Annotated in this window: 1 protein-coding gene; it reads right to left on the minus strand. The window is 63.6% G+C overall.

Features of this window, described 5'->3' with window-relative positions; translation table 11 throughout:
* Window positions 1–477, minus strand: a 477-nt coding sequence (locus AC1U89_RS24620; protein WP_479902233.1) for a purine-cytosine permease family protein, incomplete at its 3' end; no start/stop codon positions are given.
* Window positions 478–533 lie beyond the last annotated feature (56 nt).

Here is a 533-nt window from a genome sequence, read left to right on the forward strand (position 1 = left end):
GCCCAGGGTCGCCACCAGCACGGTCAAGGCCCCGAAGATGACCATGCCCACGGCCGGCGTCCCGGTGTGCGTGATCTGCTCGACGGCCTGCCCCGCCAGGACAGTTCCGGTGGCCGCGAAGCCGAGATACATGATGATGACCAACACCAGGGGGATCACGGCGCCAAGGACACCAAACTGCGCACGGCTGGAGATCATCTGCGGGAGACCCAGCTTGGGTCCCTGGGCCGCGTGCAGTGCCATGACGGCTCCGCCAAGGATGTTGCCGATCAGCAGTCCGAGGATCGCCCACAGGGCATCGGCGCCGAACAGCACCGCCAGCGCTCCGTCCACGATTGCCGTGATCTGCATGTTCGCGCCGAACCATAGGGTGAATTGCTGCGCCGGCGATCCGTGGCGTTCGTGTTCAGGGACGAAATCGATCGAGCGGCGCTCTACGCGCGGCTCTGCTGTTCCCGTTCGTGTGGTGGCCTGCATGAGTGTTCCTCACATTGAGAATGGATCCTGACGAAGTCGTGAGTACATCTGAACAT

The organism is Caulobacter sp. 05T431, from assembly GCF_056665975.1.